The 15,147-nt window shown below is 73.8% G+C and carries 17 protein-coding genes; 9 read left to right on the top strand and 8 right to left on the bottom strand.

Annotation, left to right across the window (positions count from 1 at the left end):
* Positions 1 to 67: 67 nt before the first annotated feature.
* From SM573_RS24730 to SM573_RS24720, 3 genes are all read right to left on the bottom strand, one after another.
* A complete protein-coding gene (locus SM573_RS24730) occupies positions 68 to 313 on the bottom strand; it encodes a hypothetical protein (RefSeq protein WP_474610275.1) in 246 nt (81 codons plus the stop codon).
* 20 nt (positions 314 to 333) lie between these two features.
* Positions 334 to 1,341 carry a LysR family transcriptional regulator gene (locus SM573_RS24725; protein WP_474610274.1) on the bottom strand — a complete coding sequence of 336 codons (1,008 nt, stop codon included), beginning with the start codon at positions 1,339 to 1,341 and terminating at the stop codon, positions 334 to 336.
* Between the two features lie 84 nt (positions 1,342 to 1,425).
* Positions 1,426 to 2,025, bottom strand: a complete 600-nt coding sequence (locus SM573_RS24720; RefSeq protein ID WP_474610273.1) for a hemerythrin domain-containing protein — start codon at positions 2,023 to 2,025, stop codon at positions 1,426 to 1,428.
* Positions 2,026 to 2,161: 136 nt separating this feature from the next.
* Here SM573_RS24720 and SM573_RS24715 point away from each other — a divergent pair, with 136 nt between their 5' ends.
* Together SM573_RS24715 and SM573_RS24710 are read left to right on the top strand one after the other, a co-directional pair.
* On the top strand, positions 2,162 to 3,490 hold the full coding sequence (locus SM573_RS24715) for a M20/M25/M40 family metallo-hydrolase (RefSeq protein ID WP_474610272.1): 1,329 nt from the start codon (positions 2,162 to 2,164) through the stop codon (positions 3,488 to 3,490).
* Positions 3,491 to 3,548: 58 nt separating this feature from the next.
* Positions 3,549 to 4,205: a hypothetical protein gene (locus tag SM573_RS24710; protein ID WP_474610271.1), complete on the top strand. Its 657-nt coding sequence runs from the start codon at positions 3,549 to 3,551 to the stop codon at positions 4,203 to 4,205.
* 61 nt (positions 4,206 to 4,266) lie between these two features.
* Here the strand turns inward: SM573_RS24710 and SM573_RS24705 are convergent, their stop codons facing one another.
* Positions 4,267 to 4,458, bottom strand: coding sequence for a DUF5703 family protein (locus tag SM573_RS24705; protein ID WP_039906151.1), 192 nt, complete (start codon positions 4,456 to 4,458; stop codon positions 4,267 to 4,269).
* Positions 4,459 to 4,625: 167 nt separating this feature from the next.
* Positions 4,626 to 5,597, bottom strand: a complete 972-nt coding sequence (locus SM573_RS24700) for an aldo/keto reductase (protein WP_474610270.1) — start codon at positions 5,595 to 5,597, stop codon at positions 4,626 to 4,628.
* Between the two features lie 191 nt (positions 5,598 to 5,788).
* Here SM573_RS24700 and SM573_RS24695 point away from each other — a divergent pair, with 191 nt between their 5' ends.
* Together SM573_RS24695 and SM573_RS24690 are read left to right on the top strand one after the other, a co-directional pair.
* Entirely contained in the window at positions 5,789 to 6,841 is a 1,053-nt protein-coding gene (locus SM573_RS24695) for an LLM class F420-dependent oxidoreductase (RefSeq protein ID WP_474617172.1), read from the top strand.
* Positions 6,838 to 7,674 (top strand): undecaprenyl-diphosphate phosphatase, encoded by an 837-nt coding sequence (locus tag SM573_RS24690; RefSeq protein ID WP_474610268.1) that lies wholly within the window; start codon positions 6,838 to 6,840, stop codon positions 7,672 to 7,674. The genes SM573_RS24695 and SM573_RS24690 overlap by 4 nt, the downstream gene beginning before the upstream one ends.
* A 132-nt stretch (positions 7,675 to 7,806) precedes the next feature.
* Here the strand turns inward: SM573_RS24690 and SM573_RS24685 are convergent, their stop codons facing one another.
* Positions 7,807 to 8,400 carry a hypothetical protein gene (locus tag SM573_RS24685; protein ID WP_474617171.1) on the bottom strand — a complete coding sequence of 198 codons (594 nt, stop codon included), beginning with the start codon at positions 8,398 to 8,400 and terminating at the stop codon, positions 7,807 to 7,809.
* Positions 8,401 to 8,969: 569 nt separating this feature from the next.
* Here SM573_RS24685 and SM573_RS24680 point away from each other — a divergent pair.
* From SM573_RS24680 to mshC, 5 genes are all read left to right on the top strand, one after another.
* On the top strand, positions 8,970 to 9,311 hold the full coding sequence (locus tag SM573_RS24680) for a helix-turn-helix domain-containing protein (RefSeq protein ID WP_474617170.1): 342 nt from the start codon (positions 8,970 to 8,972) through the stop codon (positions 9,309 to 9,311).
* A 127-nt stretch (positions 9,312 to 9,438) separates the two neighbouring features.
* Positions 9,439 to 10,152 (top strand): histidine phosphatase family protein, encoded by a 714-nt coding sequence (locus SM573_RS24675; RefSeq protein WP_474609471.1) that lies wholly within the window; start codon positions 9,439 to 9,441, stop codon positions 10,150 to 10,152.
* Positions 10,153 to 10,270: 118 nt separating this feature from the next.
* Positions 10,271 to 10,846: a DUF3090 domain-containing protein gene (locus tag SM573_RS24670; RefSeq protein ID WP_474609472.1), complete on the top strand. Its 576-nt coding sequence runs from the start codon at positions 10,271 to 10,273 to the stop codon at positions 10,844 to 10,846.
* Positions 10,843 to 11,661 (top strand): SCO1664 family protein, encoded by an 819-nt coding sequence (locus SM573_RS24665; RefSeq protein ID WP_474609473.1) that lies wholly within the window; start codon positions 10,843 to 10,845, stop codon positions 11,659 to 11,661. The genes SM573_RS24670 and SM573_RS24665 overlap by 4 nt, the downstream gene beginning before the upstream one ends.
* A 98-nt stretch (positions 11,662 to 11,759) precedes the next feature.
* A complete protein-coding gene (gene mshC, locus SM573_RS24660) occupies positions 11,760 to 12,998 on the top strand; it encodes a cysteine--1-D-myo-inosityl 2-amino-2-deoxy-alpha-D-glucopyranoside ligase (RefSeq protein WP_474609474.1) in 1,239 nt (412 codons plus the stop codon).
* 68 nt (positions 12,999 to 13,066) lie between these two features.
* On the opposite strand, the gene SM573_RS24655 is transcribed toward mshC, so the two are convergent.
* Together SM573_RS24655 and SM573_RS24650 are read right to left on the bottom strand one after the other, a co-directional pair.
* Positions 13,067 to 13,858: a GntR family transcriptional regulator gene (locus SM573_RS24655; RefSeq protein WP_474617207.1), complete on the bottom strand. Its 792-nt coding sequence runs from the start codon at positions 13,856 to 13,858 to the stop codon at positions 13,067 to 13,069.
* A 214-nt stretch (positions 13,859 to 14,072) separates the two neighbouring features.
* A complete protein-coding gene (locus tag SM573_RS24650) occupies positions 14,073 to 14,942 on the bottom strand; it encodes a PAC2 family protein (RefSeq protein WP_474609475.1) in 870 nt (289 codons plus the stop codon).
* Between the last annotated feature and the right edge of the window lie 205 nt (positions 14,943 to 15,147).

Raw genomic sequence — 15,147 nt, 5'->3', positions numbered from 1 at the left:
CGCACCGACGTCACGAGGTCGTCGTCCCGGCTCCCCGCGAGCCGCGACGACGGCCTCGTAACCGTCCTCAGGTGCCCTGGTCGGACTCCAGGCTGTAGATGGTGATGCCGGCCGCGTCGGCGGCCGCGTCCCGGTCGGCGCGCATCCGCTCCTCCCGGGTGAGCAGGTTGGCGTACTCGGTGATCTCCGCCGGGCCGGGAACCTCCGGCAGCCGGCGCAGGAACGCCTCGACGTCCTGGGCGGCGGCGGTGTGCGCGGCGGCCGCGCGGCGCAGCAGGTCCCGGTCGTCGGCGGTGGGAGACACGTCGGTCATGAGGGCCGTGATACCCGTCGCTACGCGGTTCGCACCCCGTTGCCGCCGGAGACCGGGCCGAGCGCCGGGGACCGGCGCACGCCGAACTCCGGGTTGCGCACCAGCCAGGCCAGGTACGCGGGGTGCGGGGCCAGCGAGTCGGTGTACGCGGCCTTCGCCGTCTCCAGCACCAGCTCGGCGACCCGGGCGGCGGGGGAGTCGGGGTGCCAGCCGAACATCAGCCGCCAGCGCAGCGGCACCCCGGCCAGCCGCCGGGTGACCAGCCCGGCGGGCGGGCGGAACGTGGCCTGGCACAGCGCCACCGCCTCGCCCGCGTCCACGAGGTCCACGCAGCCGCGGACGTCGGTCTCGTACACCTTCCTCGGGGTGAAGCCGGCGCGGGCGCAGGCCGCGGCGAAGCAGTCACCGAAGCAGCCGTCGCCGGGCGCCGCCACCCACTGCTCGTGGCACAGGTCGACCAGCCGCACCTCCTCCCGCTCGGCCAGCGGGTGGGTCTCCGGCAGCAGGACCAGCACCGGGTCGACCGACACCTCCCGCCAGCTCAGCCCGAACTCACCCGACGGGCTGGAGTCGCCGCAGACGCCGGTGAGCACGAAGTCCAGCCGGCCACCGACCACCAGCTGCGCCAGCTCGTCCACCGACCAGGAGGCGTACGTGGTGATCTGGGCCTGCGGCTGCTCGGCGGCGAGCCGGTGCACGAGCCGGCCGAGGATGGGGCTGTTCACCCCGCCGAACCGGTACCGGCGGGGGGCGTCGGCCGCGCCGGCCAACCGGGCCGCCTCGTCCTGCAGTCCCTTCATGGCCGGCAGCAGCACCCGGGCCCGGGCGAGCACCAGCTCGCCGAGCGCGGTCGGCCGCGCGCCGCGCCGGTCCCGCTCGAACAGCGGGCCGCCCAGGGTGCGCTCGATGCGTTGGAGCTGGGCGGTGAGCGCCGGCTGGGCCAGGCCGAGCGTCGACGCGGCCTTGGTCACGCTCCCCGTCTCAGCGATGGCGCACACCACCCGCAGGTGTCGCAGCTCCAGATTCATACGGTGACGGTATGACCCCGCTCCGGCCTGGGGAAGGGCCGGACGTATCGGCGATGGTGGATGACCGGCGATCCGGGGGCCGGGTCAGTCGCGCGGCGGCTCCGACAGATCCTCGACGTACGTGGGGCGGCCGGTCACCACGTCGCGGACCTTGTCCACGACACCCAGCGCGGGCTCCACGATCCGGTTCCACGGCGGGGTGGCCGGGGTGTCCGGGTGCGGCCGGGTCGGAGCCGCCTCCTCGGCGATCTCCAGCCGGTTGCCGAGCCGGATCAGCTCCTCCTCGCTGGCCACCTCGCGCAGCGCCGTGACCAGCGCGTCCACCTCGTCGACGTGCCGGCGCACCCGCTCGGCCACCGCGCCGAACCCCGTCGGGTCGAGGGTCTTCAGGGCGGTCAGCAGCGCGGCGTCCGCGTCGAGGACCGCGTCGACGCGTTCGTCGCAGGCGGGCACCGCCGCCCGCACGGCCGGCAGCAGGTACTGCTCCTCGGCCGAGAGGTGCCGCGACAGCGTGGCCGTCAACACCGCCAGGTGCTGGTCCGTGGACGGCTCGGGGTCGGTGAGCCGCCCGACGAGGTCCCGCAGTTCGCGGTGCTCCTGCGCGACGATGTCGGCGATGCTGCGTCCGCCGGGCCGGTAGCCCTCGTCCGGGGCGGGCGGCAGCGGGGGCAGGGGGACGGTCATGGTGCCCTCCTCGTCTGGCGGGCCGTGCGTCCGCCGACGCACGGTCGCGGGCGGCGGTACCCGGGTCGACCCGGCGCGAAACCGGCACCTGGCCCGGGGCGTCCCGGCCGGGTGACGCGGCTGGTATGAAGAAGCGATGACGAGCGACGCCGCCTCCGCCCCACCCGCGCCGACCGACGAGGTCGTCGACCTCTGCCGCGACCTGCTCCGGATCGACACCACCAACACCGGCGACAACGACACCAGCGCGGGCGAGCGCCGCGCCGCGGAGTACGTGGCCGAGAAGCTGGCCGAGGTGGGTCTCACCGCCGAGATCCACGAGTCCGTGCCCGGCCGGGCCAACGTGGTCGCGCGGATCGCCGGCACCGATCCGAGCCGGGACGCCCTGCTGGTGCACGGCCACCTGGACGTGGTGCCGGCCGACGCGGACGAGTGGTCGGTGCACCCGTTCTCCGGCGAGATCCGTGACGGCTACCTCTGGGGCCGGGGCGCCATCGACATGAAGGACTTCGACGCCATGGTGCTCGCCGTGGTGCGGCACTGGCAGCGCAGCGGTGTCCGCCCCGAGCGTGACATCGTGCTCGCCTACACCGCCGACGAGGAGGCGGGCAGCGACTACGGCGCCCACCACCTGGTCCAGCACCACCGTGACCTCTTCGACGGCTGCACCGAGGCGATCGGCGAGGTCGGCGGCTTCTCCTACTCGGTCAACGACTCGCAGCGGCTCTACCTCATCGAGACCGCCGAGAAGGGCATCGACTGGCTGCGGCTGCACGCCAAGGGCCGCCCCGGGCACGGCTCGATGGTGCACGACGACAACGCGGTGACCGCGCTCGCCGAGGCGGTCGCCCGCGTCGGCCGACACCGCTTCCCGGTCGTGGTCACCCCCACCGTGCGGGCCTTCCTGGAGGAGGTCTCCGACCTGCTCGGCATCGAGCTGGACCCGGACGACCCGGAGACGGCCATCTCCAAGCTCGGGCCGATCGCCAACATCATCGGCGCGACGATCCGCAACACCGCCAACCCCACCCGCCTCGCCGCCGGCTACAAGGACAACGTGATCCCGGGCCGGGCCACCGCCACCATCGACTGCCGCAGCCTCCCCGGCCAGTCGGAGTTGCTGGAGTCGCAGCTGCGCGAGCTGATCGGCCCGGACATCGCCATCGAGTACATTCAGCGCCAGCCCGCGCTGGAGACCACCTTCGACGGTGACCTGGTCGACGCGATGTCCGCCGCGCTGCGCGCCGAGGACCCGGGCGCCCACCCGGTGCCCTACATGCTCTCCGGCGGCACCGACGCCAAGGCCTTCTCCCGGCTCGGCATCCGCTGCTTCGGCTTCGCCCCGCTGCGACTGCCGGCCGACCTGAACTTCTCCGCGTTGTTCCATGGCATCGACGAGCGGGTCCCGGTGGACGGACTACAGTTCGGCGTGCGGGTTCTCGACCGGTTCCTCCGCAGCTGCTGACCCGTCCTCCCCGCTGCGCCCGGCGCGGCACCTCCCCATCGTGAAGGGAACACCTCGCATGACCGACCAGCACGGCGAGCTGGATGCCGCCCTCGAGCGGGTGATCGAAGCGGCCCGTCGCCACCTGGCCGCCGTCCGCTCCGCCCAGGGCCGCATCGACGACGACGACGTCTGGCAGGCGTACGTGGAGCTGAACAACGCCTCCTACGCCTACGACGAGCGACTCCTGGACGCCTTCGGCGAGGTCACGCCCTGGGACGTGGAGTCGATCGACCCCGACGAGGCCGACGAGCGCTTCGGCGGCGGCGCGGAGGGCGTCGAGGCCACCGACCCGCACCCGCGGGTGATCTCGGTGCGCCAGCGCCGCGACTACCGGGTGCCCAGTGTCTCGGCCCTCATGAAGGTCGCCGAGATCGCCCGCCGGGAGGGCACCCCGGAGGACGACGAGCCGGCGCCGGTGGAGGGCGTCGGCGAGGCGGTGCTCGAGCTGCTGCAGAGCGGCGACGGCTCACTCGGCGCGCTGGACATCCCCGAGCTGGAACCACTCGACGGCGTGGTGATGGTCAGCGAGGTCGGCACCCCGGTCGACCTGGAGTCGTTCGAGGACGACGACGCGGTCGGCCCGTTCCAGCCGGCCGCCGACGACCGGCTCATCGGCCGCCTCGACGAGCACCCGTTCCTCGAGCTGGACGACGAGCACGACCACGTCCACTAGGCGACGCCGCGCCGGGGCCCGGCCACGCGGTCGGGCCCTGGCGCGTACGGCGGAAACCGCCTCAGTACGACAGGCCCGGCTGCGGCTGGTTGACCCGCCGACGGCGCAGCATGACCTGCCGCGTGCCGTCACGGAACAGCCGCACCCGGGCCAGCTCCCATCCGGAGAACTCCGCCTGGATCGCCAGCTGCGCCGCGGCGGTCAACCGGTCGACGTTCGGCGGCAACCGCAGCGGCGCGTATTCGTAGTCCATGGGACCTATGCTGCCCAGCTCGGCGGCGGTCCGCCACCCCCTGCGGGGTGACCGCCGCCGCTGCCGGCGCGTTTCGTGCCGCCCCGTGCCGCCACGACGGGTTCACCTCCCGTCCGGCACCGGTGCACGCGCCCGGTCCCGCCCGCGCGGGAGCCCGCCGCCCGGCGTCAGCTGTCGCGCTCGGGGTAGCCGACCGGCACCGCCGACACGTCGTCCAGCGCCGTGATGATCTCCTCGGGCAGCGTCATCCGCTCCACCTGGAGCGCGCCGAGCAGCTGGCCGACCGTGCGCGCGCCGAGGATCGGGGCGGTCACCCCGGGCCGGTCCCGCACCCAGGCCAGCGCCACCTCCAGCGGCGAGACGCCGAGCCCGCCGGCGGCGGTGGCCACCGCCTCGACGATGCTGGAGCAGCGCGGCTCCAGGTAGGTCGCCACGAAGCGCTCGAAGTGCGGCGACGCGGCCCGGGAGTCCGCCGGGCGGCCGTGCCGGTACTTGCCGGTCAGCACGCCCCGGCCCAGCGGCGACCAGGGCAGCACACCCAGGCCCAGCGCGTCGCAGGCGGGTAGCACCTCGCGCTCCACGCCCCGCTCGAGCAGCGAGTACTCGACCTGGGCGGCGACCACGGGCGCCCGCCCCGGCCAGGCCGCCTGCCAGGCCGCGGCCCGGGCCGTCTGCCACCCGGAGAAGTTCGACACCCCCACGTACCGCACCCGGCCGCTGGCCACCGCGTGGTCCAGCGCGGCGAGGGTCTCCTCGAGCGGGGTGTCCGGGTCGTAGCCGTGCACCTGGAAGAGGTCCACGTGGTCGGTGCCGAGGCGGCGCAGCGACGCGTCGAGCGTACGCAGGAGATGGCCCCGGGAGTTGTCGCGGCGCCGGCCGTTGCCCGGCCGCAGCCCCGCCTTGGTGGCGATCAGCAGCTCGTCGCGGGGGACCAGGGTGCCGAGCAACGACCCGATCACGGACTCGGCGTCGCCGTCGCCGTAGACGTCGGCCGTGTCGATCAGGTTGCCGCCCGCGTCGAGGTAACTCTTCAGCTGGGCGGCCGCGTCGTCGGCGTCGGTGTCCCGACCCCAGGTCATGGTGCCGAGGGCGAGCCGCGAAACCGCCAGCCCGCTTCGGCCGAGCGGTCGCTGTTGCATGGGTGAACCTTATTTCGAACCTGGCGCAACCGATATCCTCGCTCCCGTCATGTCTACCGGGTTCTGCCGGTGTTCCTGCCGCCGGAGTCCCGGCAGCCGCCCCCCGCCGCCTTCGCGGTGAGCCGGTGATCCAGTCGGACGCCGGCATTGCGTAACCTGGTGCGACCTGTGGTGCGGATGGGGGAGGACGATTGCGACTCGGGCTCAGCCTCGGATATCAGACGGCGTGGAGCACGCCGGCGGATCACCTGGCTCTGGCGCAGGAGGCGGACCGGCTCGGCTACTCGGTGGTGTGGGCGGCGGAGGCGTACGGCTCCGACTCGCCCAGCATGCTCGCCTGGATCGCCGGCCAGACCGAACGGATCGACGTGGGCAGCGCGGTGATGCAGATCCCCGCCCGCACCCCCGCCGCCACCGCGATGACCGCGGCCACCATCGACGCCCTCTCCGGCGGCCGCTTCCGGCTCGGCCTCGGCGTGTCCGGGCCGCAGGTCTCGGAGGGGTGGCACGGCGTACGGTTCGCCAAGCCGCTGGCGCGCACCCGCGAGTTCGTGGACATCGTGAAGCTGGCGGTCGGCCGCAAGGAGGTCGCGTACGACGGCGAGCACTACACCCTGCCGCTGCCCGACGGCCCCGGCAAGGCGCTGCGACTGAGCTTCCACCCGCCGCGCGAGCACATCCCGATCTACCTGGCCGCCGTCGGCCCGAAGAACCTCGAGCTGGCCGGTGAGATCGCCGACGGTTGGCTGGCCGTCTTCTACGCCCCCGAGTTCGCCGAGGAGCAGCTCGCCTCCGTCCGCGCCGGCCGGGCCCGGGTCGGCAAGGAGCTCGCCGGCTTCGACGTGGTGCCGTCCGTGCCCGTGGTCGTCGGCGACGACGTGGCCTCCTGCGCCGAGCTGGTCCGCTGGTACGCGGCCCTCTACGTCGGGGGCATGGGCAGCCGGAAGCAGAACTTCTACAACCAGCTCGCCACCCGGATGGGCTACGGCGACGCCGCCCGCGAGGTCCAGGACCTCTACCTGGCGAAGCGGCAGCGGGACGCGGCGGCGGCCGTGCCGCTGGAGTTCATCGACCGGACGTCCCTGCTCGGGCCGAAGGAGCGCATCGCCGAGCGCATGCGGGAGTACGCCGCGGCCGGCGTCACCACCCTGTCGGTGACGCTGTTCGTGGCCGACCGGGACAGCGGCGTGCAGACCCTGCGTACCGTCGCCGAGGCGCTGGACCTCTCGGGAGTCGGCGAGTGACCTGGGTCGAGGCCATCGTCCTGGGCATCGTCCAGGGGCTCACGGAATTCCTGCCGGTCAGCTCGTCCGGGCATCTGCGGATCACCTCGGCGATCTTCTTCGACCGCGACGCCGGGGCGTCGTTCACCGCGGTGACCCAGCTCGGCACCGAGGCGGCCGTGCTGATCTACTTCGCCAAGGACATCTGGCGGATCACCCGCACCTGGGTCGTCGGCATCTGGGACAAGTCGGTGCGCTCCAGCCTCGACTACCGGATGGCCTGGTACGTCATCATCGGCTCGATCCCGATCGGGATCTTCGGCTTCCTGTTCAAGGACCAGATCCGCACGGCGGGCCGCAACCTGTGGCTGGTCGCGACCACGCTGATCGTCTTCGCGTTCGTGCTGGCCTTCGCCGAGTACTGGGGCCGGCAGACCCGCACCCTGGAGAACTTCCGGATGCGCGACGGCGTGGTGATGGGCTTCGCCCAGGCCATGGCGCTGGTCCCCGGGGTGTCCCGCTCCGGCGGTACGCTCACCGCCGGCCTGCTGCTGAACCTGACCCGGGAGGCGGCGGCCCGGTACTCGTTCCTGCTGGCCATCCCGGCGGTGGTGATGTCCGGGGTGTTCAGCATCCCGGACGTGTTCGAGCCGGCCGCCCCGGGCACGTCGGCGCCGAGCGTCGCCCAGATGATCGTGGCGACGATCATCGCGTTCGGCATCGGGTACGCGGCCATCGCCTGGCTGCTGCGCTACGTCGCCCACCACACCCTGTACGTCTTCGTGCTCTACCGGGTGGCGCTGGGCACACTGGTGCTCGCGCTGCTGCTGACCGGTCAGATCAGCGCGACCTGACCGGCCGGTCCGCTCGCGGACACGCCGCTGGCCGGCACCCTGGTGGGTGCCGGCCAGCGGTTTTTCCCCCTTGTGTGTGATGTCTGTGGGTGGTGCCGGGTTCGGCTGTGGGGGTTCGGCTGTAGGGGGTTGTCAGCTGTTCCAGTGCTGGGCGACGAGGTCGGCGGCCTGCTGTTCCCACTGGGCGTAGGCGTCCGGGTAGGCCGACACCTGCACGGTCTGCGCGGCGTCGGTCAGCGGCATGTCGTGCCATCCGTCGACCTGCTTGAGGCCCTTCAGGAACGCCATCGTGGAGTACTCGGGGTCGGTGATCTGCTCCGGCGTGCCCCAACCCGAGGACGGGCGCTGCTGGAACAGGCCCAGCGAGTCGTGGTCGTTGCGGTCACCGAGGTGGCCGAGGTTCTCCAGCTTCGACTCCTGCAGGCTGGTGGCGATGGAGATGACCGCGGCCCGCTCGTCCAGGCCGGACTTCTTCGTCGCCGCGATGATCGCCTTGACGTTCGCGATCTGCTCGTCGTTGAGGTCGATGTGCGACTGCGCGCCCTGGGTGCCGTGGGGGATCAGCTTGGTGGTGTCCACGCCCGGCTTGTCGGCCTGCACCACCGCGACGGGCTTCACCTCGGGGGTGGGGGTGGCGGCGTGGGCGGCGACGGGGCCGCCGATGATGCCACCGGCGAAGGCGAGACCAGCGATACCGAGGACGCTCTTACGCATGATCGTGTTCATGGGGAAGCTCCTTGGGGGTCAGGCGCCCGGCTGCCGTCCGGGGGGACGGTGGGGGTGCGGGCGCGAGCACCAGCAGGCGCTCAAAACAACAAGGGGGGGAAAGTCTCTGGGCACGCGAACCGGGGGTTCACGCGATATCCGGGGTTCGGCGGTCGGGAGGCCGGGGCCTCACCGCGCCGGGATGGTGTGCAACGACCGGGGGCCGGCCGTCATTCCCCGGGGTGGTCGGTCGCTCCGGCAGCCCGGGTTCGAGCGGCCCTTGATCGGCTGCCCGGGGCTGCTACCTCGATCGTCAGGGGTGTTCAACGCCCCCACCCCGCCACCGATTCCGCCCCCCGCATGCCGCCGGTCACACCCCGAAACCACCCAGACCGGCCCACCCGGGTATCGACTGCCCGATCCCGAACCGGACACACGTCACAGACCACAAGATCGCGCTACTTCCGGCATGGTGTGGCCTCGGGCGGGTGGTGAGGCCACACCATCCCGATAGTCGCGTGATCTCCCGCTAGTGGTGTGCGACCCGACGGGCCTCGGCCGGGGTGGCGTCGCCAGGGTGCGCGGGGGCGGTGGGCCGCCCCGCGTTGATCCAGCTGGCGACGGTGTTCAGCCTCACCGCGATCGGGCGGGAGCACGTCGCGCGGGCCCACCAGGTGGGGCAGCTCCGCGCCATCCGGTCGGCGCCCGCGCCCGTCGGTGTGGGCGCCTGGACCGCCCAGGAGCTGACCGGGCGCGAATTCGAGGTGCTGCGGCTGGTGGCCGGGGGCTACACCAACCGGGAGATCGCCGGCGCGCTGTTCCTCGCGGAGGGGACCGTGAAGAACCACGTCTCCACGATCCTGCTCAAGCTCGGCGCGCGGGACCGGACCAACGCGGTGCTGCGGGCCCTGCACGAGGGCATCCTGCGGTGAGACCCGGCGGCCGCGGCGCGTGGCGACCCTGGGCCCGGGTGCGTGACGGGCGGCGGCGCAGACCCTGGGGAGTCGCCGTCGCGACCCTGCGCCGGGGCGCGCGACGGGCGGCGGGGCAGGCCCTAGGGTGGTCACCGTGGCGACCCTTCTGCTTCTGCGACACGGCCGGACGACCGCGAACGCCGACGGCGGCCTGGCCGGTCGGCAGCCGGTCGAGCTGGACGAGACCGGCCGGGCGCAGGCGGCCGCCGTCGGCGAACGCCTGCGCGGGCTGCCGCTCGCCGCGGTGGTGACCAGCCCGCTGATCCGCTGCCGGCAGACCCTCGAACTGGCCCTGCCGGACGCCTCCCCGGTGGTCGAGGAGCGGCTGATCGAGTGCGGCTACGGCAGCTGGGAGGGGCAGCCGCTCAAGAAGCTGGCCAAGGAGCCGCTCTGGCCGGTGGTGCAGCAGCACCCGAGCGCCGCGGTCTTCCCGGAGGGGGAGGCGATGGCCGAGATGGCGGCGCGGGCGGTCGCGGCGGTGCGCGCGTGGGACGCGCGGATCTCCGCCGAGCATGGCCCGGAGTCGATCTGGCTCGCGTGCAGCCACGGCGACGTGATCAAGGCCATCGTGGCGGACGCGCTCGGCGTACACCTGGATCTCTTCCAGCGGATCGTGGCCGACCCGGCGTCGGTGACCGTGATCCGCTACACCCCGCTGCGGCCGTTCCTGGTCCGGCTCAACGACACCGGCGGTGACCTCTCCGGCCTGGTCGCGCCGCCGAGCAAGCGGCGCCGGCGGGCGCCGCGCCGCGCCGACTCGGACGCGGCGGTGGGCGGCGGGGCCGGCGCGTCCCGATGATCACGGCGGGCGCTCGGCGGGCCGGGCGTCCCCCGGTGGTACGCCGGGCGTGGCGCGCGGCGGCGATTCGGGTCGGTGGGGTGCGCGACGCGGTGACGGGCCGGATAGGGTCGTGGGTATGACCCACCAGGTGCACGCCTTCGAGCCGCCGGAGCGGTTCGTCGCCGGGACCGTCGGGCCGCCGGGGGAACGGACGTTCTTCCTCCAGGCCCGCGGTGGAGGCCGGCTGGTCAGCGTCGCGCTGGAGAAGGTCCAGGTGTCCCTGCTCGCCGAGAAGCTCGAGGAGCTGCTCACCGAGGCGCACCGCCGGTTCGGGGTGGAGCTGCCCGAGGCGCCGGCGACGCTCGGCGACAACGACCCGCTGGACACGCCCGTCGACGAGGAGTTCCGGGTCGGCACCCTCGGCCTGGCCTTCGACGTCGACAGCGCGACCGTCGTGATCGAGGCCATCGCCGCCGGCGAGGCCGAGGCCGAGGTGGAGCTGGGCGGCTCCGACGACGACGAGGATGACGACGACGAGCCGGACGAGGACCTCGACCGGCTGCGGGTCCGGCTCACCCCGCAGGCGACCCGCGAGTTCATCGAGCGGGCCCGCCGCGTCGTCAACGCCGGCCGCCCGCCCTGCCCGCTCTGTGGCCAGCCGCTCGACCCCGCCGGGCACCTCTGCCCGCGGCACAACGGTTACCACCGGTGACGTCGTCCGGCATCCAGCCACGGCAGGACGGCAGCGCCGCGCTCCGGTTGCTGCGCGACGGCGAGCTCACCCTGGAGGGGCGGCTCGTCGACGCGTCGAACGCCACGCTGCGGGGGGTGCTGACCCTCGACGGGGTCAGCGCCCACTGCGTCTACAAGCCGGTGCGCGGCGAGCGGCCGCTCTGGGACTTCCCCGACGGCACCCTGGCCGGCCGGGAGGTCTCGGCCTACCTCGTGTCGCGGGCCACCGGGTGGGACCTCGTCCCGCCGACCGTGCTCCGGGACGGCCCGTTCGGCCCCGGCTCCTGCCAGCTCTGGATCGACGAGCCGGCCGAGGCCGAGCCGCTGGTCGGGTTCGTGCCGGCCGACGCGCTCCCGCCGCGCTGGTTCGCGGTCGCGGCCGCGCGGGACGACGACGGCACCCCGTACGCCCTGGCGCACGCCGACGACCCGCGGCTGGCCCGCCTCGCGGTGCTCGACGCGGTGATCAACAACGCGGACCGCAAGGGTGGGCACGTGCTGGTCGGCCCGGACGACCGGATCTACGGCGTGGACCACGGGGTGAGCTTCCACGTCGAGGAGAAGCTGCGCACGGTGCTCTGGGGCTGGGCGGGCCGGCAACTGCCGCCGGACGCGGTGGAGATGCTCGACGGGCTCGCCGCGCAGGTCGCCGGGCCGCTCGGTGAGGAGCTGGCCGAGCATCTGACGATCAGCGAGGTCGCCGAGGTGGCCGCCCGGATCGACCGGCTGCGCGAGAGCGGGCGGTTCCCGCTGCCGCCGCAGGAGTGGCCGGCGATGCCCTGGCCGCCGATCTGACGGCCACGACGACGGTGGCGCTCGGCGCCCGCCGCTGTCATGTTGATCACCCGTGGGCCCGCCCGCCCCGCCGCGCGCGGCTCGTTAGGCTGGCGGGCATGGAAGCGTGGGCGGGACACGAGGTGCCGCGGCTGCCCGGCAAGGGCGGGCCGCTGGCGTTGTACGACTCGGCGCGACAGGGCGTTCACCCCAGTGACCCGGCCGACGTGGCGCGGATGTACGTCTGCGGCATCACCCCGTACGACGCGACCCACCTCGGCCACGCCGCCACCATGATCACCTTCGACCTGGTCCAGCGGGTGTGGCGTGACGCGGGGCTCCCGGTGCGGTACGTGCAGAACGTCACCGACATCGACGACCCGCTGCTGGAGCGCGCCGAGCGGGACGGCGAGGACTGGGTGGTCCTCGCGATGCGGGAGACCGCGCTGTTCCGGGAGGACATGGAGGCGCTGCGGATCATTCCGCCGGAGCACTACGTGGGCGCGGTCGAGTCGATCCCGGACATCGCCGAGAAGGTGCAGCTGCTGGTCAAGGACGGCGCCGCGTACCGCCTGGACGACGGCACGGGCGACGTCTACTTCGACATCGCCGCCTCGCCCCGGTTCGGCTACGAGTCCAACCTCAGCCGGGAGGAGATGCTGAAGATCTTCCCGGAGCGTGGCGGCGACCCGGACCGCGCCGGCAAGCGGGACGCGCTCGACCCGCTGCTGTGGCGCGGCGCCCGGGAGGGCGAGCCGTCCTGGCCGGGCGGTGAGCTGGGCGCGGGGCGGCCCGGCTGGCACATCGAGTGCGCGGTCATCGCGCTGAATCTGCTGGGTGACCGGATCGACGTGCAGGGCGGCGGCAACGACCTGCTCTTCCCGCACCACGAGGCGTCCGCCGCGCACGCCGAGCGGCTGACCGGCGAGGCGCCGTTCGCGCGGCACTACGTGCACGCGGGCATGATCGGGCTGGACGGCGAGAAGATGTCCAAGTCCCGGGGCAACCTGGTCTTCGTCTCCCGGCTGCGCGCCGACAAGGTCGACCCGATGGCGATCCGGCTGGCGCTGCTGGCCGGGCACTACCGCAGCGACCGGACGTGGACCGACGAGCTGCTGGCCGCCGCGCAGGAGCGCCTGGCCCGCTGGCGGCAGGCGGCCGCGGCGCCCGCCGGGCCGTCCGGGGCGGAGCTGCTGGCGGGCGTACGCGCTCGCCTCGCCGACGACCTCGACAGCCCGGGTGCGTTGGCGGTCGCCGACGCCTGGGCGGAGCAGACCCTGGCCGGCGCGGCCGACGACCCGGCGGCCCCGGCGCTCTTCCGCGACACGGTAGACGCCCTCCTCGGCATCCACCTCTAACCCACCCACCCCCCGGCACCCCGCACCCCGCGCGCCTGGCCTCGGGGGCGCCCCGCCGGGGCGTGGGGTTAGCCCAGGACGAGGCCGGGGTCGGGGTTCGGGTCGGGGGTCGGGGCGGGGATCTTGTACTCCTCGGTGAGGGTGGTCATCGGGCCGGGCCAGGTGGCCTGGGCCACCTCGATCGGCTTGCGGCTGCCGTCGTAGGCGACGTGCAGCAGGTGCAGCACGGGCGTGTCCGGACGGATCTGCAGCGTCTCCGCCTCCTCCCGACTGGGCTGGCGGGCGCTGATCGTGTCGGTGGCCGTGACGTACCGCCGGCCGGTGGCCTCCTCGGCCTCCTGGTAGAGCGGCCGGCCGAACGCCTCGGCCCGCTCCAGCGTGGTGCCGGCGGCGTCGGTGGGCAGGAACCAGGAGGCGCCGACCTCGACGGGGGAGTCCTCGGTGCGCACGAGGTGCCGCCGGCAGACCAGCTCGGTGCCGTCGGGCACGCCGAACGCGTCGGCCACCTCGGGCGGGGCGGGGGCGCGGCCGACGGAGACGAGCTGCTGGCGGTACCGCGCGGCGAGGTCGGTGTGGTAGCCGCGGAAGCCGCCGTACCGTCCGCGGGAGAGGCGGTTGAGCCGCCGCCGGGTGCCTCGGACGTACGTGCCGGAGCCCGGCTTGGTGATCAGGACGCCCTCGACCCGCAGCTGGTCGACGGCGCGTTGCACGGTCTGCTTCGCCACCCCGAAGAGCTCGGCCATGGCGGGGATGGACGGCAGCCGCTCGCCCGGCGCCCAGTCGCCGCGCCGCACCCGCGCCTTCAGCTGGTCGGCGATCTGCCGGTGCGGGAACTCGGCCGCCCCCGGGTTGATCTGCACGGGTCCCTCCTTCATCACAGCTAGGTTCCTAGGATGCCGTAGAGGGTGTGCCCCGCGCGACCCGACACGCCGGCCGAGGCCCGGCGCACGGTCGGGCGACCGCACGAGAGCGGTCGGGCGTGGACGCGTACGACCGGCGAGGCACAGAGAAGCCCGGGCGGTACGACCTGTCGTCGTACCGCCCGGGCCGGACGTCGGGGGAGAGCCGCGCCGGCTACCAGGAGCCGGCGGTGGGGCCCGCCGACCCGCCGCGGCGGCGGAGGTACTTCTCGAACTCCTGGGCGATCTCGTCACCGGTGAGCGGGGTGATCCCCGCGTCGCCGACGCGCTCCTCCAGCTCGCGCACGTACTCGCCGAGCTCGGCGTCCTGCTCGGCGGCGTTGCGCACCCGCTGCTCCCACTCGGCGGCCTCCTCGGCGAGGTCGGCCATCGGCACCGGCAGGTCCAGCACCTCCTCGACGCGGTGCAGCAGCGCGAGGGTGGCCTTGGGGCAGGGCGGGTTGTTGGCGTAGTGCGGCACGTGCACCCAGAACGAGACGGCGTCCACCTCGGCGCGGGTGCAGGCGTCGTGCAGCACCCCGACGATGCCGGTGGGCCCGTCGTAGCGGGTGGGGGTGAGCTGGTAGCGCTCGGCGGCCTCCGCGTCCGAAGCGCTGCCGCTGATCGGCAGCGGCCGGGTGTAGGGCACGTCGGCCAGCAGCGCGCCGAGCAGCACCACGCGGTCGACCTCCAGGCTGTGGCAGATCTCCAGCACCTGCTCGCAGAACGTGCGCCACCGCATGCTCGGCTCGATGCCGCGGATCAGCACCACGTCCCGGTCGGTGCCCTCCGGGCTCGCGACCATGAACCGGGTGGTGGGCCACTCGACCCGGCGCGTCTCGCCCTCGGCCATCGTGATGGTCGGACGGCTCACCTGGAAGTCGTAGAAGTCCTCCGGGTCCAGCTCGGCGACCTGCCGGGCCTCCCAGACCTGCTCCAGGTGCTCGACCGCGGCCGTGGACGCGTCGGCGGCGTCGTTCCAGCCCTCGAACGCGGCGATGGCCACCGGGGAACGCAGCACCGGCAGTCCGTCGAACTCGGTCACGCCGTCACCTCGCCCCGCTCGTGGCGGCGGGCCCGGCCGAGCCCGGTCCGCCGGTGGTGCACCCTGGCGTCCCTGTTCTCCTTCACGTCCGTAGCCTACGTGCCGGGCGAGGATGGGGCCCGTCGGCCGCGCCGGTCGGGGTGCGGGACGAGACGGGGCGTCGGCGGTGGAACCGGACAGAGTGATCCAGCTGACAGAATGTGGG

The organism is Micromonospora xinjiangensis, from assembly GCF_056150165.1.
The sequence above is the reverse complement of the archived record's forward strand: the minus strand, read 5'-3'. Positions and strand labels throughout refer to the sequence as shown.